The sequence below is a fragment of the Neisseria flavescens genome (assembly GCF_001618065.1).
In the GTDB taxonomy this organism is placed as follows: Bacteria; Pseudomonadota; Gammaproteobacteria; order Burkholderiales; family Neisseriaceae; genus Neisseria; species Neisseria flavescens_A.
On the sequence record NZ_LAEI01000041.1, the window covers coordinates 23,114 to 48,269 of the forward strand.

General features: G+C 51.0%; 19 protein-coding genes and 2 pseudogenes. 11 read left to right on the forward strand and 10 right to left on the reverse strand.

All coding sequences use genetic code 11. The features are described 5' to 3' along the window. Positions 1 to 24: 24 nt before the first annotated feature. The 5 genes from TW89_RS05520 (at position 25) to TW89_RS05535 (ending at position 5,523) form a co-directional block, all read left to right on the forward strand. Positions 25 to 1,545, forward strand: coding sequence for a DUF4178 domain-containing protein (locus tag TW89_RS05520; protein ID WP_225522185.1), 1,521 nt, complete (start codon positions 25 to 27; stop codon positions 1,543 to 1,545). Between the two features lies 1 nt (position 1,546). Continuing rightward, a complete protein-coding gene (locus tag TW89_RS11710; protein WP_162837292.1) occupies positions 1,547 to 1,693 on the forward strand; it encodes a hypothetical protein in 147 nt (48 codons plus the stop codon). Beyond that, positions 1,690 to 2,073: an adenosylmethionine decarboxylase gene (gene speD, locus TW89_RS05525; RefSeq protein WP_128580797.1), complete on the forward strand. Its 384-nt coding sequence runs from the start codon at positions 1,690 to 1,692 to the stop codon at positions 2,071 to 2,073. Before TW89_RS11710 ends, speD begins: the two co-directional genes overlap by 4 nt. 87 nt (positions 2,074 to 2,160) lie before the next feature. Continuing rightward, positions 2,161 to 3,852: a DUF4178 domain-containing protein gene (locus TW89_RS05530; protein ID WP_128580798.1), complete on the forward strand. Its 1,692-nt coding sequence runs from the start codon at positions 2,161 to 2,163 to the stop codon at positions 3,850 to 3,852. Between the two features lie 66 nt (positions 3,853 to 3,918). Beyond that, positions 3,919 to 5,523, forward strand: coding sequence for an NAD(P)-binding protein (locus tag TW89_RS05535; protein ID WP_128580799.1), 1,605 nt, complete (start codon positions 3,919 to 3,921; stop codon positions 5,521 to 5,523). Positions 5,524 to 5,584: 61 nt separating this feature from the next. Here the strand turns inward: TW89_RS05535 and TW89_RS05540 are convergent, their stop codons facing one another. Both TW89_RS05540 and edd read right to left on the reverse strand, forming a co-directional pair. Then, positions 5,585 to 6,223 (reverse strand): bifunctional 4-hydroxy-2-oxoglutarate aldolase/2-dehydro-3-deoxy-phosphogluconate aldolase, encoded by a 639-nt coding sequence (locus tag TW89_RS05540; RefSeq protein ID WP_128580800.1) that lies wholly within the window; start codon positions 6,221 to 6,223, stop codon positions 5,585 to 5,587. 90 nt (positions 6,224 to 6,313) lie between these two features. Further along, positions 6,314 to 8,148: pseudogene (edd, locus tag TW89_RS05545) on the reverse strand (phosphogluconate dehydratase). A 484-nt stretch (positions 8,149 to 8,632) separates the two neighbouring features. Between edd and zwf the strand changes: the two are divergent. The 5 genes from zwf to pgi all read left to right on the forward strand — a co-directional run bounded on the left by zwf (position 8,633) and on the right by pgi (position 14,511). Further along, complete coding sequence (zwf, locus tag TW89_RS05550; RefSeq protein ID WP_128580801.1) at positions 8,633 to 10,078, forward strand: glucose-6-phosphate dehydrogenase; 1,446 nt, start codon at positions 8,633 to 8,635, stop codon at positions 10,076 to 10,078. Positions 10,079 to 10,141: 63 nt separating this feature from the next. Beyond that, positions 10,142 to 10,837, forward strand: coding sequence for a 6-phosphogluconolactonase (gene pgl / locus TW89_RS05555; RefSeq protein ID WP_128580802.1), 696 nt, complete (start codon positions 10,142 to 10,144; stop codon positions 10,835 to 10,837). Then, positions 10,818 to 11,798: a glucokinase gene (locus TW89_RS05560; RefSeq protein ID WP_128580803.1), complete on the forward strand. Its 981-nt coding sequence runs from the start codon at positions 10,818 to 10,820 to the stop codon at positions 11,796 to 11,798. The genes pgl and TW89_RS05560 overlap by 20 nt, the downstream gene beginning before the upstream one ends. 77 nt (positions 11,799 to 11,875) lie before the next feature. Continuing rightward, entirely contained in the window at positions 11,876 to 12,724 is an 849-nt protein-coding gene (hexR, locus tag TW89_RS05565) for a DNA-binding transcriptional regulator HexR (protein ID WP_004519348.1), read from the forward strand. Between the two features lie 143 nt (positions 12,725 to 12,867). Next, positions 12,868 to 14,511: a glucose-6-phosphate isomerase gene (gene pgi, locus TW89_RS05570; RefSeq protein ID WP_128580804.1), complete on the forward strand. Its 1,644-nt coding sequence runs from the start codon at positions 12,868 to 12,870 to the stop codon at positions 14,509 to 14,511. A gap of 51 nt (positions 14,512 to 14,562) precedes the next feature. On the opposite strand, the gene TW89_RS05575 is transcribed toward pgi, so the two are convergent. From TW89_RS05575 to TW89_RS05600, 6 genes and pseudogenes are all read right to left on the reverse strand, one after another. Then, positions 14,563 to 15,660: an NnrS family protein gene (locus tag TW89_RS05575; protein ID WP_128580805.1), complete on the reverse strand. Its 1,098-nt coding sequence runs from the start codon at positions 15,658 to 15,660 to the stop codon at positions 14,563 to 14,565. Positions 15,661 to 15,848: 188 nt separating this feature from the next. After that, the gene (locus tag TW89_RS05580) at positions 15,849 to 16,463 is read right to left on the reverse strand and encodes a CadD family cadmium resistance transporter (RefSeq protein WP_164836701.1); all 615 of its coding nucleotides are present in this window, start codon (positions 16,461 to 16,463) and stop codon (positions 15,849 to 15,851) included. A gap of 309 nt (positions 16,464 to 16,772) precedes the next feature. Further along, positions 16,773 to 17,465, reverse strand: a complete 693-nt coding sequence (locus TW89_RS05585) for an ATP-binding cassette domain-containing protein (RefSeq protein ID WP_225522189.1) — start codon at positions 17,463 to 17,465, stop codon at positions 16,773 to 16,775. Beyond that, a pseudogene (locus TW89_RS05590) lies at positions 17,465 to 18,261 on the reverse strand (ABC transporter permease). The gene TW89_RS05585 and the pseudogene TW89_RS05590 overlap by 1 nt, the downstream one beginning before the upstream one ends. Before the next feature lie 108 nt (positions 18,262 to 18,369). Next, entirely contained in the window at positions 18,370 to 19,347 is a 978-nt protein-coding gene (locus TW89_RS05595) for an ABC transporter substrate-binding protein (protein ID WP_049335420.1), read from the reverse strand. Positions 19,348 to 19,403: 56 nt separating this feature from the next. Next, positions 19,404 to 21,323, reverse strand: coding sequence for a TonB-dependent receptor (locus TW89_RS05600; protein ID WP_128580808.1), 1,920 nt, complete (start codon positions 21,321 to 21,323; stop codon positions 19,404 to 19,406). A 323-nt stretch (positions 21,324 to 21,646) separates the two neighbouring features. Here TW89_RS05600 and fumC point away from each other — a divergent pair, with 323 nt between their 5' ends. Beyond that, positions 21,647 to 23,035, forward strand: coding sequence for a class II fumarate hydratase (fumC, locus tag TW89_RS05605; RefSeq protein WP_049359952.1), 1,389 nt, complete (start codon positions 21,647 to 21,649; stop codon positions 23,033 to 23,035). Here fumC and TW89_RS05610 read toward each other — a convergent pair. Together TW89_RS05610 and argH are read right to left on the reverse strand one after the other, a co-directional pair. Further along, positions 22,959 to 23,609 carry a hypothetical protein gene (locus TW89_RS05610; protein WP_283114621.1) on the reverse strand — a complete coding sequence of 217 codons (651 nt, stop codon included), beginning with the start codon at positions 23,607 to 23,609 and terminating at the stop codon, positions 22,959 to 22,961. The two genes, fumC and TW89_RS05610, sit on opposite strands and share 77 nt — an antisense overlap. A gap of 167 nt (positions 23,610 to 23,776) precedes the next feature. Then, positions 23,777 to 25,156: an argininosuccinate lyase gene (gene argH / locus TW89_RS05615; protein ID WP_128580809.1), complete on the reverse strand. Its 1,380-nt coding sequence runs from the start codon at positions 25,154 to 25,156 to the stop codon at positions 23,777 to 23,779.

Below are 25,156 nucleotides of genomic sequence, written 5' to 3' on the forward strand. Positions count from 1 at the left end.
AACCCATTCTGAAAAAGCAAACCCATGTCTCAAACTCCTTTCTTCAAAACCGACTGCCCAAGCTGCGGAGCACCTGTCGAGGCGCATTCTGCTTCTGCCGTGACGCTGGTGTGCGGCTATTGCAACAGCATGCTGGTGCGGAAAGATAACGGCGTTGTCGACTCCGGCCGCGATTCCGCATTGCTGGAAGATTTTAGTCCGCTGCAAATCGGAACTAGCGGCACATTTGTCGCACAACGCTTTACCTTGGTTGGACGGATTCAGGTGCAATACGACGATGGCGCGTGGAATGAATGGTATGCGCTGTTTGACGACGGCAGAGCCGGTTGGCTTTCTGAGGCGGGTGATTTATATGTGATGACCATGCCGGTCGAAATCGATAATCCGCCGAAATTTGAAGACACGCGAGCTGGGTTTAGCGAGCTGACTTTTCAAGATAAACGCTATATTGCCTCCGATGTCCGCAACATCAGCTTGAAACGCGCGGCTGCGCAGGGCGAATTGCCGTTTGTTTTGAAAGAGGATACAGAAAATCGGGTTTCCGACTGGCGTTGCGAAAACCTTTTTATCACGCTCGATTACAATAATAAAGCACCCGAAGCCTTCTTCGGGCGGATGGTAAACCTAGATGATTTGAAGCTGGAAAACACGCGCCACGAAGATGAAATTAAAGAAAGCGCAGGCCGTCTGAAAGGCAGTATTACTTCAGAAAACTGTCCTAACTGCGGCTCGTCCATTCATTGGGTAAACGGGCTGACTTCCCATCTGAACTGTCAAAGTTGCGGCAGCGAATTGGCGGTTGGTAAAGATAAAGCGGAGCTTATTACCGCGAACAATCTGCGTTTGTCGCAAAATACGATGTTTACTTTGCCTGTCGGCTCGACAGGCCGTCTGAAAAATAAAGAATTTCATGTTATCGGCGCAATCCGATATTTAGAAACAAATGCGCAGGAAACATTTGATAACTTATTCAAAGGTGCCAAGCATACACTGACACCGGAAGGGCAATGGACAGAGTATCTGCTTTACAACCCTACACAGGGTTTCTTATGGCTGGTTGAAGCTGATGAAGGTTGGAATATTTCCGAAACCTTGAACGATTGGCCTCGCCTCGACCACAACCGCCAACCGCAAGGCTATGGCAAACTTTATGACTATGGCGGACGGGTCAGGATTGCCAGCGGAGCGTTTTATTGGCATGTCCGAAACGGTGATTTGAACTATTACAGCGATTATCGAGACGGACAAAGCCGTAAGCTTAGCTCCGAACTAAACAGTCACGAAATGGCATGGACTAGAAGTGCCCCAATTGCTTATCGGGAGATTGCGGACGCATTTAATCTGACCAGCCAAGCGCCGCATTACACTGCAAACATGGCGGCGGACGGCATTGATAAATCATTAAGAATCATAATGACCGCTATCTTGGTTGTCGTTAATCTCCCTGCACTTCTGACCGGAGACAGCTCTGCTGCACTTTCCGTCATCTTTGTAGGATGCTGGTTGTTGTGGACCATGGGCAAAAAAGACGAGGACGAGGATTAACATGTCGAGAATCACTTACATCATTTTCAGCACCATCATCATCGTCATCTCCATGATTATCAGCTACGGCTCTTCCGACTCCGACGGCTCGCGTATGCACTCCGGCGGCTATTACGGCGGCAGCGGTTATTCCGGAGGCCATAAATGACCCACATGCCCGGTAATCATGGCCTATTGGACTTATATAGCTGCGATGAAGCCATCTTAAAAGATGAAGGCCGTCTGAAAACCGCTTTGATGGCTGCTGCACAGGCCGCAGAAGCCACCATATTGACCGAACACTTCCACACCTTCGGCGGCGCAGGCGGCGTAACTGGCGTTTTACTGCTCGCCGAGTCCCATATCAGTATCCACACTTGGCCGGAACACCGTTTTGCCGCCATTGACGCATTTATTTGCGGCGGTATGAAATTGGAAAAAGTGAAGGAAATCTTGTGCAGGGAGTTGGTGGCAGAAAGGGCTGTTTGGACGGTTGCACAACGTGGCGAAGGTACACTGGACGATATACAACCATCGGCTGAACAATAAAATCTGTTAGGCCGTCTGAAAGCATATTCAATCCGTTTTCAGACGGCCTTAAACCTTGCGCTGATTTAACTGAAATATTGACGTTATATGGAAAAAACGCCTTTTTTTAAAACCGATTGCCCAAGCTGTGGTGCGCCTGTGGAGGCGTATTCCGCTACTGCCGTGACGCTGGTGTGTGGCCATTGTCACAGTATGCTGGTTGCTAGAAGCGGTAAGGGGAGGAGCGGATATTTTGTTGCCAATTCAGGGCGTGATTCTGCGTTGCTGGAGGATTTTAGTCCGTTGCAGATTGGAACGAGAGGCGTTTTTGATGATCGGAAATTTACGCTGATTGGGCGATTGCAGGTGCATTACGATGTCGGCGCATGGAATGAATGGTATGTCTTGTTTGATGACGGGCAGACCGGCTGGCTTTCCGAGGTTGGCGATTTATATGCCATGACTTGTTTGCTTGCCCAGAAGAGGAGACGGGGGCCGAAAAATTTTAAGTCGGTGAAAGCCGGCTCCAGTTCGTTGATCTTTAATGGACAAACCTTTATTGCGTCAGATGTCCGTACCATACATTACCGTAATACTGATGCGCAAGGCGAGTTGCCGTTCAACCTATCTGGGAATCAAGCGACAGGCGAGGTTTGCGACTGGCGACGCGGCAATTTGTTTTTGACCTTGGATTATTCGACTTTTCCAATGGACTCCTACTTCGGACGCATAGTCAGTTTGGACAGTTTGAAGCTGGAAAATAAGCGCAGTGATGATGAAATCCGTGAAAGTGCAGGCCGTCTGAAAGGAGAGATTCTTTCTGAAAACTGCCCGCATTGCGGCGCTCCTGTCCATTGGCCAAGGGGTGTTACTTCTTTCCTTTTATGTCAGTCTTGCGGCAGCAGTTTGAGCACGACAAAAGATACTGTTGCGTTGATGGAGGCAAATGCCCAAAGAAAAGAACAAGAAAACCTGTTTACACTTTCCATAGGTACGAAAGGCCGTCTGAACGATACAGAATATCTGATTATCGGGGCTGTAAGATTTGCCGAGATATCGTCCTATAACCAAAATCAGTCCGAATACTGGACGGAATATCTGCTTTATAACACTCAACAAGGGTTTGCCTGGCTGATTGAGTCTGGAAAACGCTGGCGGCTGTCAGAAACCTTACAAACATGGCCGGACTTTGATTCAAGTGGCAATCCTGCCGGTGAAATGTTGATTGATCATTACCGCGGGCAGGTCGAGGCAGCGGCTGGTGCTTTTTATTGGAAAGTCAAACAAGGCGATTTGCTTCATTACAAGGAATATAGCGGCAAGAAAAGTTATGGCCGGAATGTCATTCTGTGTTCCGAGCAGAGCAAGGATGAAATTGTCTGGAGTAAAAGCAGTCCTGTGTCTTACCGTCAAATGAGAAAGGCATTCGGCCTGTCTTTTGATACTAAGGAGATGCTCTCTTACTGGCTGAAGGGCGATAATAGAAATGTTGGGAGTAGAGATAATGTAGCCCGTATCATTGCTATGCTGATTCTTATCATCGTCAACCTTCCGGCCTGGCTGTCGCCGCATCTACGTAGTCCTGTCGGTATAGTGGTCAGTCTGTGTGCGTTGGTATGGATATGGGTTTCTGACAGATATAAAAACGATCGTGATTACGAAGAAGAACGGGTAGGGACGATTATTTTCTTTGCTTTCATCATTTTCCTTACCGTCTTGTTCAACTATGTCAAAGCTGAAGACAGCGACTCATCGCATTCCGGCAGCTCCTATCATGGTTATTCGGCAGGGCATAAATAACGTGAGAGCTGCTTAACTTCGTTGTGCCGTTTTACTTTATTTTTTCAGACGACCTTTTTATAAAACATGCTAACCCGCCGTCAATTTCTCAGCTATACCGCCGCGCTTGGCGCTGCTTCTGCTTTCTCTTGGCAGACTTACAAATACTTCAACCGCAAACCGTCGGTTTCTATTAACCGTGTCGGCTTGCCGCTGGGGCATTTGTTGCGCGATCGAAAATTGTTGCAAGCGCCGGCTCGTCGTTATGAGTGCAATACGTTGATACTCGGCGGCGGTGCGGCTGGGTTGGGGGCGTTGTGGTATTTGGCGAAGCATCATCACCGCGATGTATTGTTGGCAGAAGGGTTTGAACGCAATGGCAACAATGCCGCCTATACGTCTTCAGACGGCCTGAAAGCGCCGAGTGGTGCGCATTATTTGGCTTTGCCGTCGAAAGAAAGCGTGTATGTGCGCGAGATGCTGGAGAATTTCGGTATTTTGCAGTCGGACGGCAGCTTTAGGGAAACCGATTTGGTCTATGCGCCCGAATCACGCCTCTTATATCAGGATAAATGGGTGGAACATTTATTGCCGAAAGAAGATGCGGATTCCAAACGGTTTTTTGATTTGATAGGCCGTATGAAACAGGCTTACGGAGATGACGGTAAGAAAATTTTTGCCATTCCGATTGCGCTGTCATCGGTAGATGAGACATGGCGCAAACTTGATGATTTAACGTTCAAACAATGGCTTGAGCAAGAAGGTTACCACTCGCCCGAACTTTTATGGTATCTCGATTATTGTTGCCGCGACGATTACGGACAGGGCATAGCGCAAGTATCCGCCTTTGCCGGACTGCATTATTTTGCCGCCCGCAACAGCGCGGAAACCGTCCTCACTTGGCCCGAAGGTTTGGCACATCTTTCCGAAAACCTGCGCCGTCATGCCGATTTGCACGAAGGCTGGCAATGGCCGTCTGAAAACCGTATCCGTTTGGAGAAACCTGCTTCGGTTAATGCTTCTGCTGTCAAAGTTAAACCGCTTTCAGACGGCCGGATTGAAGTGTGGCTGCGTGATAATGCAAAAGGGGAAACCGTTGCCGTCACCGCGCAATACGTTATCTCCGCTATGCCGCTGATGGTTGCCGCCCGCATTATTGAATCTCCCGAACAATTTGGTCTGGACATCCCAGAATACGCGCCATGGCTGGTTTCCAATTTTGAACTGCACAGTTTCCCGAAAGAAAAAAACAACAGCGAACTTGCGTGGGACAATGTGGTTTACGGCAGCCAAGGATTAGGCTACGTCGTTGCGACCAACCAGCTTATTCGGGTTGCCCGTCCTGAACGCACGATTTTTACCGCCTACGCCGCGCTCAATCACGATACGCCACAAACCGTCCGCCGCCAGCTGCTTGAAGCAAGCGATGAAGAGCTGCTCCAGCTTGCCGCCCAAGATCTGCTTACCGCTTACGGCGAAGGCTTTTGGCGGCACGTTTCCCATGTTGACATTACCGTTCGCGGGCATGGTATGAGCGTGCCGAAACCCGGCTATTTAAGCGATGAGGCTTTATTAAAAATCAGAAACCGAAATGGCGGATTGTTGTTCGCACACAGTGACTTAAGCAGTTATTCGGTATTTGAAGAGGCTTTGTATTGGGGTGTGGAAGCGGCACGGAAAGTGTTGGCTTAATTGATATAAAAAGGCCGTCTGAAATCATATTCAGACGGCTTTTTTTAACCTTATAACCTGATTAGGCTTTTGGTTTCAAAGCGGCAGCTTCGCGAGCCAGACGGGTGATGGTGTCCCAGTCTTTGTTTTTGATGGCTTCTTTCGGAGTCAGCCATGAGCCGCCGACGCACAAGACATTAGGCAGTGCCAAGTACTCGGGTGCAGTTGCCAGGCTGATGCCGCCGGTCGGGCAGAAGCGTACGTCGGCATAAGGGCCGTAGAGTGCCTTGAGCATGGCTTTGCCACCAACGACTTCGGCGGGGAAGAGTTTAAGTGTGTCGATGCCGTGTTCCAAAGCCAGTTGGACTTCGCCCGGAGTGGCAACGCCGGGAATCAGGGGGATGCCGCTGTTGTAGCTGGCTTTGGCGAGGGATTCGTGCAAACCAGGGCTGATGGCGAAAACCGCGCCTGCGTCTTCGACCGCTTTGAGCTGTTCGGGGTTGGTCACCGTACCTGCGCCGACGATGGCGTTGGGCACTTCTTTGGCAATCAGGCGGATGGCGTCGAGGCCGACAGGGGTGCGCAGGGTGATTTCGAGGGTGGGAATGCCGCCTTCGACAAGGGCATGGGATAAATCGACGGCAGTACTCAAGTCGTCAATCGCCATTACCGGCACAACTGCGCCGGCGGTCAGGATTTCGCGTGGGGTCAGTTTGGACATTTTAGGTCTCCGTTGGGGACTGTATCGTAATAGGTTCGTTAACATGGTTTCAGACGACCTGATTGTTTTAAGAGGCCGTCTGAAAAGGGTTTAGGCAAATTCGCCGCCGAAGCTCATGGCACCGGTTTCTGCGCTGCTGGTCATGCTGCGGAAGTTGGCGAAGAGTTCGCGGCCGCAGCCTTGTTGGTTGGCGCTCAAGTCGATGCGCTCGACTTTGCGGGCGTTCCATTCGGCTTCGTTGATCAGGACGTTGAGTTCGCCGGTAACGGAGTCGAAGCGGATCAGGTCGCCGGTACGGATTTTGGCGATGTTGCCGCCCATCAAGGCTTCGGGCGTCATGTGGATGGAGGCCGGAACTTTGCCGGACGCGCCGGACATACGGCCGTCGGTCAGCAGTGCTACTTTGAAACCGCGGTCTTGCAGGATGCCCAAAGGCGGAGTCAGTTTGTGCAATTCGGGCATACCGTTGGCGCGCGGGCCTTGGTAGCGGACGACGCAGACAAAATCGCGTTCCAACTCGCCGCGTTCAAACGCAGCCAATACTTCGCGCTGGTCATTGAATACAATGGCGGGCGCTTCAATAATGCGGCAGCCTTCGCGCACGGCGGACACTTTAATCACGCCGCGTCCGATGTTGCCTTTCATCAGACGCAAACCGCCGTCTGGGGAGAACGGATTGTCGGCTTTGCGCAGGATATCGTCATTGCCGCTGGTTTCGGGTGCTTCACGCCATTCGAGTTTGCCGTCGATGAGGAAAGGCTCTTTGGTGTAGTGGCGCATACCGTGTCCGACGACGGTATCGACATCGTCGTGCAACAGGCCTGCGTCCAGCAATTCTCGGATGACGAAAGGCAGGCCGCCGGCAGCGGTAAAGTGGTTTACGTCGGCTTTGCCGTTGGGGTACACGCGGATGAGCAACGGGATGATGGAGGAAATTTCGTCGAAGTCGTCCCAGTTCAAAATCACGCCGGCGGCGCGCGCCATGGCAACGAGGTGCATGGTGTGGTTGGTTGAGCCGCCGGTTGCCATCAGGCCGATCAGGGCGTTGATGAAGGATTTTTCGGTCAACATTTCGCCCAAAGGTTTGATGGTGCCGTTTTTGATGCCACGTGCGAGGTGTCCGGCCGCGTAGCGGGTCAGGGCTTCGCGCAGGTCGGTATAAGGGTGGACGAAGGCGGCGGCAGGCAGGTGTACGCCCATCATTTCCATCATCATTTGGTTGGAATTGGCGGTGCCGTAGAAAGTGCAAGTGCCCGGGCTGTGGTAAGAACCCATTTCGCTTTCAAGCAGGGCATCGCGGCCAACTTTGCCTTCGGCGAAAAGCTGGCGGGTACGGGCTTTTTCTTTATTGCCGATACCACTGGACATCGGGCCTGCCGGAACGAAGATGCCCGGAATATGGCCGAAAGATAAAGCGCCGATCATCAGGCCGGGAACGATTTTGTCGCATACGCCCATAAACAGGCTGCCGTCAAACATTTGATGCGACAGACCGATGGCGGTACTCATGGCAATCACGTCGCGGGAAAACAGCGACAATTCCATGCCGGCGTAGCCTTGGGTGATGCCGTCGCACATGGCGGGCGTGCCGCCGGCGACTTGGGCAGTCGCGCCGTTTTTTGTGCTTCGTCTTTGATTTGGTCAGGGAAGTCTTTAAACGGCTGGTGTGCGGAAACCATGTCATTGTAGGCAGTAATGATGCCTAAGTTGGGGACGGTTTCCTGAAGCATTTCGATTTTGATGCTTTTAGGCATGGCGGCATAGCCGTGAGCCAAATTGCTGCAGCCGAGTTGGTTGCGCTCTAAGCGTCCCATCTGTTTGGCACTACGGATTTTCGCCAGATATTTTTCACGCGTCGGGCGGCTGCGCTCGATGATGCGCTCGGTAATCTCGGCGAGTTTAGGGTGAATAGGAGTGGGGTTCATGGGCTGTCTCCTGGCAAAACGATATGATAGGGATTTTGTTTGCGCGTTTCTGATTTTTGTATTGGGTGTTTTTTTTCAGACGGCCTGGAGCTGTGGGAATAAATAATGAGTGCCGTCTGAAATGTTGAAGATTTCTCTTCGGAGCGTCTGCGTATTATAGTATAAATTCTGTAATTTTGTTACAAAATAATTCACTAAGTGGAAGAAATTTGATTTAAATCGAGGTATGGTCAATTCGTAAAATGGCAGGCTGCAAAAGTTATCAAACTTTTATGTTAAATCAAACAATTTGTAAAAATGAGAATGGACAAAATCTGTAGCCATGTGTAGTATTACTACTCATTAGCCCGCTTGTTTGAAATTTTGGTGCAGGCGATTGGTTTTTTATTGCTTATTGCTTAAAGGCTTTTGATTTTAATTGATTTTTATGGATGACGACAGTCCAAAAGTTTTGAAGCAAACTTCCTCAGCGAGAGATGAAACGATGAGTACACAGACAAATTTTGATTTGGTGTTGTTTGGCGCGACCGGCGATTTGGCAATGCGTAAACTTTTGCCTTGCCTGTATCAGGCGCATGTAGCCGGTTTGCTTCATCCCGAAGGTCGTATTTTGGGCGTAAGCCGCAGCGAATTGGATACCGCCGGCTTTTTGGCTAAAGTGGAAACGAATTCTAAAATCCATGTCAAACAAAACTTCTCAGATGAAGCGTGGGCATCGTTTATCCAACGTCTCGAGTATTTAAAAGTCGATGTTACAGAGAAAGGCGATTTCATTGCCTTGGGCGACTTGGTAAAAGCACGCAAAAATACTGAAAATGTCGTGATCTACCTCTCAACTGCGCCGAAATTCTTTGCACAAGCCTGTGAAAATCTTGCCAAAATCGGTTTGAATGCCGATAACGTGCGCGTGGTTTTGGAAAAACCGTTGGGTACAGACTTGGCCTCTTCCCAGCAAATCAATACAGATGTGGCCCGTTATTTCAAAGAAGAGCAGATCTACCGTATCGACCATTATTTGGGTAAAGAAAGCCTGCAAAACCTGCTGGCCTTGCGTTTTGCCAATGTGATGTTCGAGCCTTTGTGGAACAACAAATATATTGAAAGTGTGCAGCTGACCATTGCCGAGCAGTTGGGTGTGGAAGAGCGCGGCGAGTTCTACGATATTACTGGTGCATTACGCGATATGGTGCAAAACCACTTAATGCAAATGCTTTGTATGACTGCAATGGAAGCACCGGCAAGCTTGGATGCCGATGCCGTACGCGACGAGAAAGTGAAAGTCATCAAATCGCTGAAACCGCTGACCATCGAGTCCGTCAACGAAAATGTTATTCGCGGCCAATATGTTGCAGCAAACGGCATGAACGGCTATCTAGAAGAAGTCGATGTACCGAAAGACAGTTTCACTGAAACCTATGTCGCCATCAAAGCCGAAATCGAAAACGAGCGTTGGAAAGGCGTACCTTTCTACCTGCGTACCGGCAAACGCATGGCAGGCAAAGTGGCGGAAATCGTGTTGAACTTCCGTCCGCTGCAAAACCATATTTTTGACAACAGCCAACCTGCGCCGAATCGTTTGGTTATTGAACTACAACCGACCGAATCCGTCCGCCTTTACACTCAAGTAAAAACCCCGGGTGCAGGCAACAAAGTCGAAGTTACACCGATTGGCGTGGACTTGGGCACAGCCGTAGAGGGTCGCCGCGCTGAGGCTTATGAGCGCCTGCTGCTGGATGTGATTAACGGCAAACTCGCTTTGTTCAACCGTCGTGACGAACTCGAAGCCGCTTGGGAATATGTGATGCCGATTTTGGAAAACTGGGCGAACAATACAACGCCCCCACATGCTTACGAAGCCCATTCTTGGGGCCCTGAAGCTGCGCGCGCGCTGTTGGCGCGTGACGGCAACAAGTGGCACGAAGAGCAATAATATTTCTTTCAGACGGCCTTGTTTTCCAACAAAAGGCCGTCTGAAACCATGAAAGGACGAAACATGTTTGTTTGGCACGAACAAGAAAACGCTGCAACTGCCGCGCAAGCTTTGGCTGATGCCGTTGCCGCGGCATTGCAAGCCGCGTTGAATGAGAAAGGCCATGCGGTTTTGGCCGTTTCCGGCGGTCGTTCGCCGATTGCGTTTTTCGAGGCTTTGTCGCAAAAAGATTTAAATTGGCAAAATGTCGGCATTACTTTGGTGGACGAGCGTATTGTCCCGACCACGCATACCGACAGCAATACAGGCTTGGTACGCGAATATCTGCTCAAAAATAACGCGGCCGTTGCCACATGGATTCCTGTTGTTGAAGACGGAAAGTCTGAAACTGAATTACAACCTGAAGTTGTCGTTGCTTACGCATTGAAACATTACAAGCAACCTGACGTGCTGGTGTTGGGCATGGGCGGAGACGGGCATACGGCGTCGTTGTTCCCTCAAGCGCCTCAATTACAGGCAGCAATCAATGAAGCCAATGATCCGACATTGATTCATACTACGCCGGTTACCGCGCCGCATGAGCGCGTAAGCATGACTTTGGGTGCAATTGCCAAAACGCCAAATGTGTTTTTGGCCATTCAAGGCGCAGAGAAAAAAGCAGTATTTGATAAAGCTGCCGCAAGGGCTGATACCGAATATCCGACCAGTCTGATTCTCAATCACCAAGGAATTACCTGCCATGTCTACTATGTACACTGAAGCTTATCCTCGTTTGGTTGCCGATATCGGCGGTACGAATGCCCGTTTTGCACTTGAAACTGCACCACAGGTCATTGAAAAGGCTGAAGTCTTGCCTTGCCAGGATTACGACACCATTGTCGATGCCGCCAAAACTTATTTGGAACGCGCAGGCAGTCCGAAAGTTTTGCACGCCGCCTTTGCGATTGCCAATCCGATTTTGGGCGACTGGGTGCAGATGACCAACCACCACTGGGCATTCTCCATCGAAACCACCCGCCAGGCTTTGGGTTTTGAAACGTTGATTCTGTTGAACGACTTTACCGCCCAGGCTTTGGCGGTAACAAAAACCGATAAGAAAGACTTGATACAAATCGGCGGTCAAAAACCAATCGAATTTGCGCCTAAAGCCGTTATCGGCCCGGGTACCGGTTTGGGTGTCAGCGGTTTGGTGCACAGCGCTGCCGGCTGGGTGGCGTTGGCAGGCGAGGGCGGCCATACCAGCTTCCCGCCGTTTGACGATATGGAAGTATTGATTTGGCAATACGCTAAAAACAAATACGGCCATGTTTCTGCCGAGCGTTTCTTGAGCGGCGCAGGTTTGAGCCTGATTTACGAAGCATTGGCCAAACGCGACAACATCAAACAATGCCGTCTGAAGCCTTCTGAAATCACCGATAAGACATTGAGCGGAACATCGCCGATTTGCCGTCAGACTTTGGATATTTTCTGCGCCATGCTGGGTACGGTTGCTTCCAATTTGGCTTTGTCATTGGGTGCGCGCGGCGGCGTGTATTTGTGCGGCGGAATTATCCCGCGCGTGTTGGATTACTTTAAAACGTCTCCATTCCGCAGCCGCTTTGAAAACAAAGGCCGCTTTGAAGCTTATCTTGCCGCCATTCCCGTGTATGTCGTATTGAGCGAGTTTCCGGGCATCGTCGGCGCGGCGGTTGCATTAGACAATCATTTAAATAACGTTTAAACACACAAACGGCGGTGCAGGGCAGGGGGTGGAAAAAACCCTTGTCCTGAACGTCAAAAAATCAAAGGGTAGAGTATATGTTAAGCAAAATTAGCGAATCATTGTCCAATCTCTCCGGTGCGGAACGCAAAGTTGCCGAATCTGCACTGGCTGAGCCGAAATGGTTCGTTCATGCCGCTGTGGCGGAAATTGCCGAGCGTGCGTCCGTCAGTCAGCCGACTGTAATCCGTTTCTGCCGCAGCTTGGGTTACAAAGGCTTGCCTGAGTTCAAACTCGCTTTGTCTGCCAGCATCGGTCATGAAGGCATGCCTTACGTTCATGAAGAATTGAACGCCGATGACAACATGGGCAGCGTGGTCGAAAAAGTATTGGGCAATGCCGCAGCCTCCCTCTTGGGCGAGCGCCGCTTCCTGAAAGAATCCGAGCTGGAAAACGCGATTGCCATTTTGATGCACGCGCGACGCGTTGAGTTTTATGGTGTCGGCAACTCCGGCATCGTTGCCCAAGATGCGCAACACAAATTCTTCCGCTTCGGTATGTCCACCGTTGCCTATGTCGATACGCATACCCAGCTGATGGCGGCTTCCGTATTGACCGAGCAGGATGTATTGGTGGCGATTTCCAATACCGGCTCATCTATCGAATTGTTGGACGCGGCCAGTATCGCCAAAGAAAACGGCGCAGCCGTTATCGCGCTGACCCGCAATGATTCGCCGTTGGCTCAAATGGCCGACTGCGTATTGAGCATTGCCACTCAGGAAAATGCCGAGCTTTATACGCCTATGGTGTCCCGTCTTCTGCAGCTGGCCGTTATCGACATTCTTGCCATCGGCTTGGCCTTGCGTTTGGGCGACACTGCCAGCACGCAACTGCAAAAAAGTAAAAAAAGCATACATAACAAGCACATCGAATACGATAAAGATTGATTCTTCACTGATATCTTCAGACGGTCCCAACCCACATCAAGGCCGTCTGAAACCTCAAAAAACGGAAACCACCCCGTTCCCGTTTCAGACGACCTCACGGCCGTTTTCTCAACAAAACTGTCCACTATCCAGGAGAGCATCCGATGAAACACCTTCACGATTTACCAGCTTGGTCAAAATTATGGATACATTTTGACGAAACCAAAGAACAACACATGCGCGAAATGTTCGAGCAAGACCCCGAACGTGTCGAGCGCTACTGGCTGCAGGTTGGTGGCCTGACTTTGGATTATTCTAAAAACCGTATCAACGACGAAACCATGGCACTGTTGTTCGAGCTGGCGCGTGAAGCAGGCGTTCCGGAGCGGATGCAGCAAATGTTCCACGGCGAAAAAATCAATACGACAGAAAACCGCGCCGTTCTCCACGTCGCCCTGCGCAACCGCACCAATGCCCCTATCGTCGTGGATGGTGAGGATGTGATGCCTAAGGTCAACCATGTCCTGCAACGCATGGGTGAGTTCGCGCATGAAGTCCGCAGCGGCAGCTGGTTGGGCTATACCAATCAAGTCATTACCGACGTCGTCAACATCGGTATCGGCGGCTCCGACCTCGGCCCTCTGATGATGTGTACCGCGCTCAAGCCTTTCGGCCATCCGCGTTTGAACATGCACTTCGTCTCCAATGTGGACGGCTCCCAACTGCGCGACGTATTGTCCAAAGTCCACCCCGAGACCACCCTCTTCATCATCGCCTCCAAAACCTTCACCACCCAAGAAACCCTGACCAACGCCCTGACCGCGCGTAAATGGTTCTTGGATCATGCAGGCGATGAAAGCGCGGTGGCCAAACACTTCGTTGCCGTATCGACCAACCAAAAAGCCGTTGCCGAATTCGGTATCGATACCGCCAATATGTTTGAATTTTGGGACTGGGTCGGCGGACGATACAGCCTCTGGTCAGCCATCGGCCTGCCGATTATGCTGTATCTCGGCGAAGAAAACTTCATCGAAATGCTCAACGGCGCGCACTTGATGGACCAACACTTCATCAACACGCCGCTGGAGCGCAACCTGCCGGTCATCCTTGCCCTTATCGGCGTTTGGTATATCAACTACTACGGCGGCGGCAGCCACGTTATCGCGCCTTACGACCAACATCTCCACCGCCTGCCCAAATTCATCCAGCAGCTCGATATGGAGAGCAACGGTAAACAAGTGACCCTTGACGGTAAACCGGTCGGTTACGAAACTTCCCCGATTATTTGGGGCGAAACCGGTATCAACGGCCAGCACGCCTTCTTCCAACTGCTGCACCAAGGTACGCACATCACGCCGATTGACCTCATCGCCTCTCTTGAAAAACGCAGCAATTTGCAAGGCCACCACGAAATCCTGTTGGCCAACGTTTTTGCCCAGGCCGAAGCCTTTATGCGCGGCAAAACGCCTGACGAAGTACGCGCCGAGCTTCAAGCACAAGGTATGGACGAAGCGCGTATCGAAGAGCTGGTTCCGCACAAAACCTTCTCCGGCAACCGCCCGACCAACCTCATCCTCATGGACAAAATCAACCCGCGCAATATGGGCAGCCTAATTGCCATGTACGAACACAAAACCTTCGTTCAAGGCATTATTTGGGGCATCAACAGCTTTGACCAATGGGGCGTAGAGCTCGGCAAACAACTGGCCAAAACCATTCTTGCCGAATTGACTGGTGAGACCGAAGTGCAAAAACACGACAGCTCCACTACACGCCTAATTAATCTTTATTTGAACGCCAACAAATAAAGCATTTATTTAAAGCAAAGGCCGTCTGAAAGTTTCAGACGGCCTTTTGTGTTATTCCGGATCATCCGTAAACGCATTTTCCCGAAATATCGGTACAAACGTGAAAAGATACAGTACGAACACGGCGATGGTCAGAAGCGCGGGGACGGTGATGAAAAATATCGGGTTCACGTTCATCAAGAAAGCGCGCGAGACGGCAGCCATAAAGAGCAGGGGGACAGCAATACGGCAGAGTTTCGGGTAGTCGAGTTTGGTAAAGCCGCTATGCCACAGACCGGCGGTCAGCCACACCATCATCACGCCGCCCATCATGCCGCCGAGGGTAATCAGGTGTAATGGAGCGGAGGAGGGCAGATTTTGCAGTTTCGCCGCGCCTGTCCACAGATAGCCTGTCGCGGCAAAGAGTTGGAGCAGGTAATAAGTGCGGACGTAGTGTTTGCGCAGGAGTTCGTGATGGTGAAGCTCACGCAGCTTGGCGAGCAGGATGAAGCCGACGGCAAGCGCAGTAAAACCGGCGGTTTGCGCGGGCAGCCAAAGTTCGGCGGCAGCGTGCAAGAGCAGGAAGGTGATGGCGATGTTTTTATAGACGATATTTGGAATAAAAACAGGGTCTTTCAGACGGCATTCTTTAAGGGCTTCCGCGCCCAAAAGAATACTGACGCGGACGGATACAAACATGACCGCCGCCATGTTCAGATGTACTTGCGCGCGCAGTAAGTTCAAATCGCCAGTTGCGGCGTAGGCCGTCTGAAAAATAATAAACGCGGCAAGCAGCATTAAGAGGGCGAAGTTATCAGTGTTGCGGTCGAGCCAAATCAGCCAGGCGCAAAACAGCAGCAATACCAGCCAATAGACGGCAACGAAAAACGAGGCAGTTTGCGGCGAAAAGGGCAGTATGGCGGATGCGGCGAGCAGTAATGCCGCCATCAAAGTAGCGACAGGTTTCAGACGGCCTTGATAGCCCGTCCATTCAAGCATGGCGGCAGTCAGAAAACCGCCGTATGCCGCAGGCAGCATGAGTTCTAAGAAGATTTGGCGGTGCAAAATGACGGCACCGGGGCTGATGAAAAACACCAACGCGCCGAGTATGGCAAGCACCGCCGCACCGACGAAAAACGGCCGCATGGGGTGGGTGAAAAACTTATTCATGGTTTGGCTTGATTCTGCATGAAGATGCTTTCGGATATGGATTTATTGGGTGGACAGGGCTGTATCTTTTGTTGAAGAGGCAAGCCTGCGGCTTGCTTGCCCTCTCCCTAACCCTCTCCCCGTGGGAGAGGGTTAGGGAGAGGGCAACGAACCGCAAGGTTTGTTAGATACTCAAATGCCCGTATCATTCATATTATTGATATTATTGTTTGAATTGTATTATTTTCAATAATAATAAATAATCCTAAACCAATATAAATAACAGCCATTATCCAACGACTAAACTTCTCTATAATTTCACCAACACCTGAAATATTAGCCAATCTTTGTGCTGTATATACTAAAACAAAAATCAATATTAAAAATACAAGAAGAGTAACTAATAAGTCGACAAGATCTAAAGTCACAAAGTAAGGAACAAAAAGTCCAATATTATCTGCACCACAACTAGCAACTGTAACCAAAGCAACAATACCGACTAATTTTGACAACCCTTTTTCATCCAATTCTTTTTTAGCTCTTTTTTCGCCCTCACAATCGTCGTACATAGCAACTTTAATACCTAAGTAAATCGGTATTAAACCTAATAAACCCAACACCCATTTTTCCGGAACATAATTCAAAACAAAAGCTAGAAATAAACTAACTAATATTAAAATTACAGAACCTAAATATTGTCCGATATAAATATCTCGATATTCTTTTCTAGTATTTGCTCTAGCAAAAAATATTAATAGTATTACCAACAAATCTACTGCTGTAGCAATATATAAAACAGCAGCAGTAATCACAGTCGAAAACATAAAGCACCTCATAATGAATCTCCTGCCCCCTTGGCACCACGGCTTTTTCAAAAACCGAATCGCGTTCGGATAACAGATTCGTATCTTTCGCTAAAGAGGCAAGCCTGCGGCTTGCTTACCCTCTCCCTAGCCCTCTCCCACGGGGAGAGGGAATTGGGCTGTCGAGCCTGAACATTTTTAGGTTTACCTGACATCTGATTCCCAATTCTACGGCTCTTTGATTTTGAGAAACCTGATCCCCTTTCCCCGTGGGAGAGGGTTAGGGAGAGGGCAACGAACCGCAAGGTTTGTCAGAAATTTAAATTCCTATCACTCATAATAATGAATCCCCTGAAACTCTCTTGCCACCACGGCTTCTTCAAAAGCCGAATCGCGTTCGGACAGCGGCGTAGGCAGGGTAATCACGTTTTGCACGTTCATGCCCTTAGTGGAAAGCAGCATGATTTCATGGCTCAGGCGTGCGGCTTCGAAGCGGTCGTGCGTTACCAGCATACACGCCATGCCCTGCCGCTCGATTTTTTCCACCAGCATGGCGACCAAAATATCGCGCAAATCGCGGTCCAAACCGACGAACGGCTCGTCCAGCAAGGCAAGGTCGCAGCCGCACAGCAGCAGGCGCAAAAATGCTACCCGTTTCGCCATGCCGCCGGACAATTCGGTCGGATATTTGTTCAAATCGCCCGCAGTCAGCCCGACTTTCGCCGCCAGCGCGATGATTTCGCCTTCATCGGGTTTGTCCATAAAAATAGCGATATTCTGCATCGCGGTCAAGTTTTCCGGCAGGCGGTTTTCCTGAAACAGAAAACCCGTTTTTCGGAAAGTATTGCGTATCGTGCCCGATTTCGGCGTTTCCAAGCCCGCAATCAACCGCAAAACCGTCGTCTTGCCGCAGCCGCTCGGCCCGAACAAGGCTTTCACTTCACCATGTTGCAAGTTCAAACTGAAATCGCGCACGATGGGGTCGCGGAGAATTTCAAAACGCACGTTTTCAAGACAGAGCATCATCTCCTCCACGGCATAAACAAAATTTCCAAAGGCTTGGTAATCAAGTATTCAAACAGCGACACAAACACGATAACCAACACCACATAAGCCATCACCGTCGAAGTCTCCAGCATCGCCCTCGCGTCCGCAATCCGCGCGCCCACGCCTTCGCTCGCGCCCAAGAGTTCCGCCATAATCACCACTTTCACCCCCATCGCCACCGCCACGCCGATGCTGGAAATCACATAGCCCGTCAGATGCGGGATATACAGATAACGGATTTTTTCAGACGGCCTAACTTATAAGCGTCAAACAATTCCTCATGCTGCCTGTTCACGCTCGCCATCCCAACCGCCGCACTCGCAAACGTCAGCGGCGCAACCAACACAATGATGGTAAACAACACGCTCGGATTGCCGAAACCAAACCAAAACAACGCCATCACCACCCAAATAATCGGCGGCATCGCCAACAAAATCGTAATCACAGGCTTGAGCAACGCCATCGCCGTCTTAAAACTGCCCGCCACCAGCCCCGCAGCCAATCCCGCTACCAGCGCAACCGAAATCCCCACCACCGACCGCCACAGCGAAATCCCGATTTCGTTTTCCTGAAAATGTTTCAATAAATCCAATGACTTTTGAAACACCTCCACCGGCGCAGGCAGCATAAACTCGCCGAACACGGCGCTTCCCCACGCCCACAACGCCACCACCACCATCGCCACACTCAGACCGGCAAAGCCGCTACAAAGGTAGTCGATGATGTAAAACAGCGCAGGCTGCGGTTTGCGGATTTTGTCGGTTTTAATCATGGTTTGAGTGTTGGTTTGTGGTTATGTTTTGGCAAGGATAGGCCGTCTGAAAATGACAAGTCAGATTTCATGGCTACTCCACTATTTTCAGACGGCCTCTATCCTCTTTTAAGCCAAGAAGAATCCGTTATCCGGCAGCTTGCCGCCCAAGAGTTTCGGGTTGAACTGCATCAGGATTTCGTAGAACTTCAAAATCTCGTTCTTCACTTCGCTACCTTTGGTTACTGTCAGCCGCGCGCCGTCCAAGCCCATGACTAGGGCGGGTTCGGGGGCGGGGAGGTAGTTTTTGCCTATTTTCGCCGCGCTTTGGCGGTTGGCGAGTATCCAGTTAAGCGCGTTTTTCAAATCCTGATGGAAGATGTCGAACTGTGCCTTGTGCGCGTGGAAATATTCTTCGTTGGCGATGATGCCCGCCATCGGAATCAGCGGTTTGGTGTCAAACGCCTGTCCCCATGCTTTTACCAAATCAAAGCCGCGCACGACGTTTACGCCCATGGTTTTGCCTTTCAGTAGGCTGGCGGTTGCCATCGGTTCGGGCAGGATGGCGGCGTGGTAGTCCTTGCTTAAAAACAGTCCGACTGCTTCGGGCGGCGTGGCGGTGTAAGTGATGCCGACTTTGTGCGCGTCGATTTTCAGTTTTTTCAACAAGGCTTGCAGCACGATGTCGGGCATGTCGTTTTTAAACGGCACGAGGATTTTTTTGCCGACCAAATCCTGCGGCGAGGCAATCGCGCTGCCTTTGCACATCAGCTGCGTGATGCCGTTGGTCAAAATATTGACCATGCCGACTTTCTGCCCTTGGTTGCGCAGGTTCACGCCGACATTGCTCGGACTCATCATCACTTTAAATTGCCCGCTCGCCACACCCGCGCGAAGCTGGTCGGGCGAACGCCAGATTTTTAGCGATACATCCGCCTGTTTTGCCAGCTTGCCCTGCAACGCCGCTACGGCAATGGTTACGCTGGGCATTGCCGGCGCGCCGTACACGGTAAATTGTTCTTTACCGGCAGCCAACAATGAAGGCGAAACACCTGCAGCTGCCAGCGCAGCGGTCATTTTTAAGAAATCACGTCTTTTCATATCCATTTTTTATCTCCTAATTCTTAATAAGCCAGTGTAGGCATTTTTCAGACGGCCTGATTTTAAAAAGCCGCATGCAAACTCAACCAATATGTCCTGCCCGGTGCATATACTACGCTGGGGGATAGGGCAAGGACGTGGTCGCCGCTGATGTGTTCGGCGTATTTTTTGTTGAACACGTTGTTCACGCCCAGGCGCAAGCCGTATTTGTCTTTGATGTTTACGCCTGCGTACACGTCGGCAACGGTAAAGCCTTTGGCGGCTTCGCGTTTGTCTATGCCCAGACCGCTTGCCGCGTCAAAATCACCGCGCGTTTGTTTGGCGACAAAGCGTGTTGCCGCGCCGATGTTGTAGCTGCCGTGGGCAAAGTAGTTTTTGTAATCGGCTTGGACGGCGGCTTCAAACGGACGGATTTGATAGAGCGGTCTGCCGTCGGTTTCGTTGTGTCCGTAGTTGTAGGTGGCTTTGACGCCTGCGGCCCAATGCGGATTGAAGTTGTAACGCGCGTAGGCCTGCGCGGTGAACAATCGTGCGTCCACGTTGCGTGTGATGATGCCGCCGCCTTTGGAAGCCGTGCCGCTTTGTCCGCGTGCGCGGTCAAAAATAATCAGGTCTTTGACTTTGTCTGCCACAAGTGTGCCGCCCACGTTCCAGCCTGCGCCTGCGAGCGAGTTCATGTAGCCGTTGTAGTAGTCGTTGCGGCTGTCGGCGGTGAGCTTGATGCGGTTGTGTTTTTCGGTTTTCAGTAAGGGATTGCCTGCGATGGCGGCGGCTGGATTTTGGTTCATCAGCGCGCCGTTCATGCGGTTTTGCACGATGGCGGCAAGCGAGTTGAAGCGTTCGGTGTTGTCGCCGATTCGTTCTAAGTGAGCAAGGGAGACGCTGTATTTTTGCGTTTCAGACGGCGTGAAATCGTATTTGAGTTCGCCTGAGAAGGCATGACGGCGCACTTTGCCGTTGAAGTCGTAGCCGTAATGGGTTTTCCAGATTTGTTGTGATGAGGCGAAGGCGAGATTGCGGTTCATCGGGTGGGCGGGTTGCGCTGTATTTTTGCGAACGTCCGCTTCGTTGATTTCGTAGCTTAAACCCAAGCCCAGTTTGTGTTGATCGTCAAACTTGTAAGACAGGGTGTCGGCAATGCGCCAGCGGTCGAGGTGCACATCGGCGAAACGGTAGCCGTTGAGGAAATCGCGCATGGCGGTGTGGGCGTTGCGCTCGCCGTTTTGGCTGTCGTTGCGGTAGCTGACAGCGGCCGTGTTGTGGAACTTGCCGAAATCCGCATCGTGTTTGAGCGAGAAGTCGTACACTTTGCGGTCAAGCTCTACGAATACTTGCTGCGGCGTGTTGTTTTGGCGCAGGGAGTAATTGTCGGCGCGGCGTTTGAGTTTGATGACGCCTGCTTCTGCGCTGACCGTATTGCTCAAATCGGCATTGCCCCAACGCGCGTTGAGTTTGGTGATGTGGCGTTCGGTATCCAATGCGTCGTTGACGAACTGCGGCTGGCGGTCGTTGTTGATGTCGTCGTGTAGGTAGGTGAGGCGGTATTCCTGATTTTCAGACGGCACGAAACCGAGTACCAAAGCTTGATTAAAACGGCTGTATTTCCAATCGGTCTGGTTGCCGTCGCCGTCTTTATAGCCGTTGGCTTTGGTGTGATTGAGGTTGGCCACGCCGTACACCTTTGCCCCGCGCGCTTGCGCGGTAATGGACTTGTAAAAACTTTTGCCGTAAAAGCCGCTGTTTGCTTTCAGCGGACGGAAGGCTTGGTCTATGTTTTCGGTAACAAAATAGTGATCGCTGCGGTCGGTGCGGTCGAATTGGTTTTCGGGGAAATAGCCTTGTGCGGCGATCGGCGCAATCGGTTTGGGAGGGGAGAAGGTTTTGACAGGCTGGATTTCATCAGGGTCTGCCAAGGTTTCAGCAAAGCCGTTTGCGGCGGCAAAGCTGCTCATTAACAAGCAAATCAAATGGTTTTGTTTCATAATTTATATCCTGATAATCATTTTTATTTATTATGCTCTTAGAGAGAAGCAAAGTAAAGAAACGATAAAGTGTCTGAAGCCGACAAAACTTTATTGTCGCTAAGGAAAGCTTTAGCCTTGAACACAAGCCGATACGGACTAAAAACTTTTAGAAGAGGGGAGTGTTGGCGAGGTTTGTATTTGGGTTTTATTTTGCGTTTGTGTTTCCCGTTTATAGAGCAGGTAGGCCGTCTGAAAAAATATCTCTCTTTTCAGACGGCCTATTGCTGGTTATAATAATTTTACGAATCATTATTATTTCTATTTAAATATAGGAGAAACGCATGAGTACCCGTACCGAACACGACACCATGGGCAATGTCGAAGTCCCTTCCGAAGCCTATTGGGGCGCGCAGACCCAGCGCAGCCGCAACAATTTCAAAATCGGCGGCGAAACCCTGCCGCAGCCGCTAATTTATGCTTTGGCACTGGTGAAAAAAGCCGCCGCCGCAACCAATGTTTCCCTAGGCAGGATTAAGCCTGAGCAGGCGGATTTGATTACGCAGGCGGCGGATGATGTGTTGAACGGCAAGCTCGACGGGCAGTTCCCCTTAGTGGTTTGGCAGACCGGCTCTGGCACGCAGTCCAATATGAATATGAACGAAGTGCTGGCAAACCGTGCCAACGAAATTGCCGGTACAGGTTTGGCGGCGTATCAGCCCGTCCATCCCAACGACCATGTGAACCACGCGCAATCGACCAATGACGCGTTCCCGACCGCCATCCACGTCGCCGCCGCGATTGAAATCAACCGCCACCTTATTCCGGCGGTAAAAGCCCTGCGCGACACTTTGGACAAAAAAGCCAAAGAATTTGCCCCCATCGTCAAAATCGGCCGCACCCACTTACAGGACGCGACACCGCTGACTTTGGGTCAAGAGTTTTCCGGCTACGTTTCCCAGCTCGACCACGGCTTAGGTCGTCTGAACGACGCACTCAAAGGTTTATACGAACTCGCCTTGGGCGGCACGGCAGTCGGCACGGGTTTGAACAGCCATCCCGAATACGCCGAAAAAGCCGCCGCCAAACTCGCCGAATTGTCCGGCCTGCCGTTTGTCAGCGCGCCGAACAAATTTGAAGCCTTGGGCGGACGCGATGCCGCCGTCGCCGCTTCGGGTGCATTGAAAACGCTGGCGGCAAGCCTGAACAAAATCGCCAACGACATCCGCTGGCTGGCAAGCGGCCCGCGCTGCGGTTTGGGCGAAATCAAAATCCCCGAAAACGAGCCGGGTTCGTCCATCATGCCGGGCAAAGTCAACCCGACCCAATGCGAAGCGATGACCATGGTGTGCTGCCAAGTGTTCGGCAACGACGTTACCATCGGCATGGCGGGCGCATCGGGCAACTTTGAGCTGAACGTCTATATGCCCGTTATCGCCTACAACCTCTTGCAATCCATCCGCCTGTTGGGCGATGCGTGCAACAGCTTCAACGAAAACTGCGCCGTCGGCATTGAACCCGTGCCGGAAAAAATCGACTATTTCCTGCACCATTCCCTGATGCTCGTTACCGCGTTAAACCGTAAAATCGGCTACGAAAACGCCGCCAAAGTCGCCAAAACCGCCTACAAAAACGACAAATCGTTGCGCGAAACTGCTATCGAATTGGGCTTGCTGACAGGCGAAGAGTTTGATGAATTGGTCGTTCCTGCCGATATGGTTCATCCGCGTTAAGCTTTAATAATGAAACATGCCGTCTGAAAATGTTTTCAGACGGCATGTTTTTATGCTGCGGTTGTCTTTTTTCAAATAGGGCAAAAATCATTGACAGTAAATTGAAGAACAGTAGGAAAGTCACTGACCTTAGAAATGTACGCCAGGCGTAATGCCACGCCTCCTTTCTGTCTGCTTGGGGTAGGAGCGATGCAGTATAGCGGTTGTGTAGGGTTTTTGCGGTGTCATTGTTTTCCAAATAGTCCAACGAAAGTACCAATAATTTGCCCGTGTCCTTATGCTGTAAGAATTTGGCATGTTCAACCCAGATGCCCGGCTTGGCGTGTTCGCATAAAGATTCAATGCCGACGCAAGAGGCCAAGCTGTTTTGGTTGTTTTGCAAAATCGACAGCTCGTTTTTTTCAGCCTGCATGGTGGCGGCGGAGGTTTGATGAAGGTATACGCTCATGCCGTTGCTCTCTATTGCTTGAAAATCATGGAGCTGGCTGAATCCGCCATTTTCCCAAGCAACGAATAAGGCATAGCATCCGCTGAATAGGCAGATCATGACCAATTTTAAGACAATGCTTTTCATCCTTGCTCCTTTTGTTTGAAGACGGCGGCAAAGTCAGGAGGCGTGTTTTCTCGTTTGAAGGTAAGTTTAGGTTTTATCTGTTTTATTTTGAGGTTGAGTGTAACACGGGTAATCAAAAGGCCGTCTGAAAATTTTCAGACGGCCTTTTATTATGTGTTTAGATGGGCTTAAGCCAACAATTCACGCCAGCGTTTCACTTGGAAACGGACTTGTTCAGGCGCGGTGCCGCCCAAGTGGTTGCGTGCGTTTAAGCTGCCTTCGGGTGTCAGTACGCTGTAAACGTCGTCGGCAATCAAACCGCTGAAACCTTGCAAGACTTCAAGCGGCAATTCGCTCAAATCAACGCCAGCTTCATCGGCATGGCGCACGGCTTGGGCAACGACTTCGTGGCTGTCGCGGAAAGGCATGCCTTTTTTCACCAAGTAATCCGCCAAGTCGGTAGCCGTTGCAAAACCCTGCATTACGGCGGCGCGCATATTGTCGGGTTTGACGGTCACGCCGCGCATCATGTCGGCGTAAATGCTCAGGGTGTCGATAAGCGTGTCGGCAGTGTCAAACAAAGGCTCTTTGTCTTCCTGATTGTCTTTGTTGTATGCCAAAGGTTGTGATTTCATTAGGGTAACCAGGCTGATCAGGTGGCCAATCACGCGACCGGATTTACCGCGCACAAGTTCGGGTACGTCGGGGTTTTTCTTTTGCGGCATGATGGAAGAGCCGGTGCAGAAACGGTCGGCAATATCGATAAAGCCGAAACGCGGACTCATCCACAAAATCAATTCTTCGGAAAGACGGCTCAGGTGAACCATAATCAGAGAAGCGGCAGCCGTGAACTCAATGGCAAAATCGCGGTCGGATACGGCATCGAGCGAGTTTTGGCAGATTTGTTCAAAGCCCAGCAACTCGGCGGTAATTTCGCGTTGAATCGGGTAGGTGGTACCGGCAAGAGCTGCGGCGCCGAGCGGCATACGGTTGACGCGTTTGCGGCAGTCGGCCATGCGCTCGAAATCGCGGCCGAGCATTTCAACATAGGCGAGCATGTGATGCCCGAAGCTGACCGGCTGGGCAACTTGCAGATGGGTAAAGCCGGGCATGACGGTTTCGGCGTTTTGTTCCGCCAAATCAACCAAGGCCGTCTGAAGGTTTTGAATCAGGCTTTGAATAACGGTAATTTGATCGCGAAGCCACAGGCGGATGTCGGTAGCGACTTGGTCGTTGCGGCTGCGGCCGGTGTGCAGGCGTTTGCCGGCATCGCCGATTTTGTCGGTGAGGCGGCGTTCGATGTTCATGTGGACATCTTCCAAATCCAGCGACCAGGAAATCGTTCCTTCTTTGATTTCTGCTATAATCTCGGCCATGCCCTGACGGATGGCGGAGAGGTCGTCTTCGCTCAAAACGCCCGACTGTGTCAGCATTTGCGCGTGTGCCAGCGAGCCTTGGATGTCCCATTCTGCCAGTCGTTTGTCAAAATCAATCGAGCCGGTATATTTTTTGACCAGCTCGGAAACAGGTTCGTTAAAACGGCCTGACCAGGTTTTGTCCTTGCTCAT

Bases quoted from the DNA above. Each gene is read 5' to 3' on its own strand.
- TW89_RS05595 (WP_049335420.1), bottom strand. From the start codon at position 19,347: ATGGATATGAAAAGACGTGATTTCTTAAAAATGACCGCTGCGCTGGCA.
- TW89_RS05610 (WP_283114621.1), bottom strand. From the start codon at position 23,609: ATGAAAAGCATTGTCTTAAAATTGGTCATGATCTGCCTATTCAGCGGA.
- TW89_RS05575 (WP_128580805.1), bottom strand. From the start codon at position 15,660: ATGAATAAGTTTTTCACCCACCCCATGCGGCCGTTTTTCGTCGGTGCG.
- TW89_RS05535 (WP_128580799.1), top strand. From the start codon at position 3,919: ATGCTAACCCGCCGTCAATTTCTCAGCTATACCGCCGCGCTTGGCGCT.
- TW89_RS05530 (WP_128580798.1), top strand. From the start codon at position 2,161: ATGGAAAAAACGCCTTTTTTTAAAACCGATTGCCCAAGCTGTGGTGCG.
- speD (WP_128580797.1), top strand. From the start codon at position 1,690: ATGACCCACATGCCCGGTAATCATGGCCTATTGGACTTATATAGCTGC.
- TW89_RS05600 (WP_128580808.1), bottom strand. From the start codon at position 21,323: ATGAAACAAAACCATTTGATTTGCTTGTTAATGAGCAGCTTTGCCGCC.
- zwf (WP_128580801.1), top strand. From the start codon at position 8,633: ATGAGTACACAGACAAATTTTGATTTGGTGTTGTTTGGCGCGACCGGC.
- pgl (WP_128580802.1), top strand. From the start codon at position 10,142: ATGTTTGTTTGGCACGAACAAGAAAACGCTGCAACTGCCGCGCAAGCT.
- fumC (WP_049359952.1), top strand. From the start codon at position 21,647: ATGAGTACCCGTACCGAACACGACACCATGGGCAATGTCGAAGTCCCT.
- TW89_RS05540 (WP_128580800.1), bottom strand. From the start codon at position 6,223: ATGTCCAAACTGACCCCACGCGAAATCCTGACCGCCGGCGCAGTTGTG.
- TW89_RS05520 (WP_225522185.1), top strand. From the start codon at position 25: ATGTCTCAAACTCCTTTCTTCAAAACCGACTGCCCAAGCTGCGGAGCA.
- TW89_RS05560 (WP_128580803.1), top strand. From the start codon at position 10,818: ATGTCTACTATGTACACTGAAGCTTATCCTCGTTTGGTTGCCGATATC.
- TW89_RS05580 (WP_164836701.1), bottom strand. From the start codon at position 16,463: ATGTTTTCGACTGTGATTACTGCTGCTGTTTTATATATTGCTACAGCA.
- hexR (WP_004519348.1), top strand. From the start codon at position 11,876: ATGTTAAGCAAAATTAGCGAATCATTGTCCAATCTCTCCGGTGCGGAA.
- TW89_RS05585 (WP_225522189.1), bottom strand. From the start codon at position 17,465: ATGCTCTGTCTTGAAAACGTGCGTTTTGAAATTCTCCGCGACCCCATC.
- pgi (WP_128580804.1), top strand. From the start codon at position 12,868: ATGAAACACCTTCACGATTTACCAGCTTGGTCAAAATTATGGATACAT.
- argH (WP_128580809.1), bottom strand. From the start codon at position 25,156: ATGAGCAAGGACAAAACCTGGTCAGGCCGTTTTAACGAACCTGTTTCC.
- TW89_RS11710 (WP_162837292.1), top strand. From the start codon at position 1,547: ATGTCGAGAATCACTTACATCATTTTCAGCACCATCATCATCGTCATC.